A 3,154-nucleotide genomic window follows, 5' to 3' on the forward strand; every position below is an offset into this window, starting at 1 on the left:
GCGGGGCGCGCGGTTGGCGGTGGCCGCCACGGTGCTGCTCGGCGTCATGCTCGGTGCCGGTTGGCACCCGGCCAACTGGGTCGATGACCTGGGCGCCGACTACGTGTCCGCGGTGGGTGAGCTCAAATCCGTGACCCTGGCCGACCAGTCGCAGCTGGTGCTGGATGCCGACAGCGCCATCAGGGTCGATTTCAGCCACGGCCAGCGCCAGGTGCAGGTGCGCCGGGGCGCGGTGTTCTTCCAGGTGACACACACCGGCGCGCCGTTCACCGTGCATGCCAACGGCGGTGAGGTGCGGGTGATGGGCACCCAGTTCGAAGTGCGTCGCCGCGACGACGGTGCCACCGTTACCGTGCTTTCCGGCAAGGTCGGGGTTACCCCTGCCAGCGGCCAGGCCCAGCAGCTACTGACGGCCGGCCAGCAGGTGGCCTACGTGCACGGCAGCGCCAGCCCCGTGCACCGCGTCGACAGTGAAAGCCGGCTGGCCTGGCGCCAGGGCTGGCTCACCTATTACCAGACCCCGCTGGCCCAGGTGGTCGAAGAGCTGTCGCGCTACTACCCGGGGCGCATTGTGCTGCTGGGCGACGCGCTGGCGCAGCGCAAGGTCAGCGGCAGCTTCCCTGCCAACGACCCCCTGGCGGCGCTGGACGCCCTCGGCACGGTTGCCGGGTTCCAGCGCAACACGCTGCTGGGACGGGTCACGCTGCTGCGCTGAAAAAAAGTTGCGGGTGCAGGTGAGGTAAGTGCAGGCGGCATCCGTGTAGTGGGTGAAAGTGCGATTCATTCGCATACGATAGGTTCACTCACAGGTCGTCGGCATGAAGTTCAGGGCAAAATCCTCGTTGGTGCGTTGTGTTTCAATCGGTCTTGGAGCGGCAGCATGGCTGCCGGTGGCCGCTACGATGAACCAGGCCGTGGCGGCGCAGCAGGTCGAGCAGGTGTATCGCTTTGCCCAGGCCAGCAAGCCCTTGCCCCAGGCCCTCAACGACTTCAGCCGCGTGACCGGGCTGAGCGTGGTGTATACCGTCGAGCTGCCAGGGCTCGATGCGCCGGCACTCGACGGCACCTTCAGCGTCGACCAGGCCCTGCAACGCCTGCTGGGCAACAGCGGCTTCAGCTACCGTCGGCTGAATGCGCGTACGCTCACCCTCGAACCGTTGGCCCAGGTCGGCACCTTGAGCCTTGCGCCCACCACGGTGTCGTCGCAGCAGGACAGCGTTGGCAGCTACCAGCCGCCCACCACCAGCGCCATCATGCGCAGCCAGGTACCCAACCTGGAGATCCCGCAGGCGATCAACGTGGTGCCGGCCCAAGTGCTCAAGGACCAGGCCCCGCGCAATCTCGACGATGCCCTGAGCAATATCAGCGGCATCACCCAGGGCAACAATTTCGGCGGCACCTCCGACACCGTGATGAAGCGCGGCTTCGGCGACAACCGCGACGGCTCGATCATGCGCGATGGCATGCCGATCGTGCAGGGGCGCAGCCTCAACGCCACCACCGAGCGGGTCGAAGTGCTCAAGGGGCGGCGTCGCTGCTGTATGGCATCCAGGACCCGGGCGGGGTGATCAACGTGGTCAGCAAGCGCCCGCAACTGCAGCAATACAATGCCGTCGAGCTGCGCGGCTCCACCTACGGCAGTGGCAAAAACGGTAGTGGTGGCGGGCTCGACAGCACCGGTGCGCTGGGGCAGAGCAACTTCGCCTACCGCCTGGTGCTCGACCATGAAGATGAAGACTACTGGCGCAACTTCGGTACCCAGCGCGAGACGCTGGTGGCGCCGTCGCTGGCCTGGTTCGGCGAAGACACCCAGGTGCTGGTGGCCTATGAGCACCGTGAGTTCCTGTACCCGTTCGACCGCGGTACCGCGATCAGCAACCTCACCAACCACCCGCTGGACATTCCGGCCACGCGCCGCCTGGACGAGCCGTTCAACAACATGGAGGGGCGTTCGGACCTGTACCGCCTCGAAGTCGACCACCAGCTTTCGGACGACTGGAAGGCCCACTTCGGCTACAGCTTCAACCGCGAAACCTACGATGCCAGCCAGGTTCGCGTAACGGGTGTCGACGCTGGCGCCGGTACCCTCACACGCAGCCTCGATGGCACCGCTGGCGCCATCAGCAGCGACCGCTTCGCCACCGCGAGCCTGGAAGGCAAGGTGCAAGTGGCCGGCATGCAGCATGACCTTCTGCTGGGGCTGGATGACGAGTTTCGCAAGGTCTACCGTGCCGACCTGATTCGCGGTGCGCGCAACACCTTCAGCTATGTCGACCCGGTGTATGGCGAGGTTCAGCAGGGTAGCGAGGTCTCTGATGCCAACAGTGCGCAGACCGACAAGTTGCGCAGCAACTCGCTGTTCTTCCAGGACTCGATCCACCTCGACGAGCACTGGATCCTGGTGGCCGGCGCGCGCTACCAGCAGTTCGACCAGTACGCCGGGCGCGGCCGGCCGTTCACCGCCAACACCGACAACAGCGGCCAGGCCTGGGTACCGCGCGCGGGGCTGGTGTACAAGGTCGATGACACGCTGTCGTTCTATGGCAGCTACACCGAGTCGTTCAAGCCCAACTCCAGCATTGCGCCGCTCACCGGCGGCCTGGTACTGGATGCCTCGATTGCGCCCGAGGAGGGCAAGTCCTGGGAGCTGGGTGCCAAGCTCGACCTGCCAGGTGCCGTCACTGCTACCGTGGCGTTGTTCGATATCACCAAGCAGAACGTGTTGGTGGCCAACTTCGATTCGGTCACGGGCGACACCTTGTACAGCAATGCCGGCGAAGTGAAATCGCGGGGCCTGGAGATGGACCTCTCGGGGCAGTTGAGCGAGCGCTGGAGCCTGATCGGCAGCTATGCCTACACGGCGGCCGAAGTCACCAAGGACCCCGAGTTCAAGGGCAACCGCCTGCAGAACGTGGCACGCCATACCGGCTCGTTGTCGGCGGTGTATGACGTGGGCAGCCTGTTTGGCGGCGACCGCCTGCGGGTCGGTGCCGGGGCGCGGTATGTGGGCGAGCGGGCGGGCAATGCCGAGAACGATTTCGAGTTGCCGGCGTACACCGTGGCCGATGCATTTGCCAGCTATGAAACCCGGGTGGATGAGCACAAGGTGCGCTTTCAGTTGAACGTGAAGAACCTGTTCGACAAGACCTACTAC

The 3,154-nt window shown here is 65.4% G+C and carries 1 protein-coding gene and 1 pseudogene; both read left to right on the forward strand.

The window, feature by feature from the left end; genetic code table 11:
- A partial coding sequence (locus tag G3436_RS25650; protein WP_163951008.1) for a FecR family protein occupies positions 1–715 on the forward strand: 715 nt, incomplete at its 5' end.
- A gap of 103 nt (positions 716–818) precedes the next feature.
- Positions 819–3,154: pseudogene (locus G3436_RS25655) on the forward strand (TonB-dependent siderophore receptor); the annotation flags it as partial.

Origin of the sequence: Pseudomonas brassicae (assembly GCF_010671725.1) — a bacterium.
Classification (GTDB): domain Bacteria; phylum Pseudomonadota; class Gammaproteobacteria; order Pseudomonadales; family Pseudomonadaceae; genus Aquipseudomonas; species Aquipseudomonas brassicae.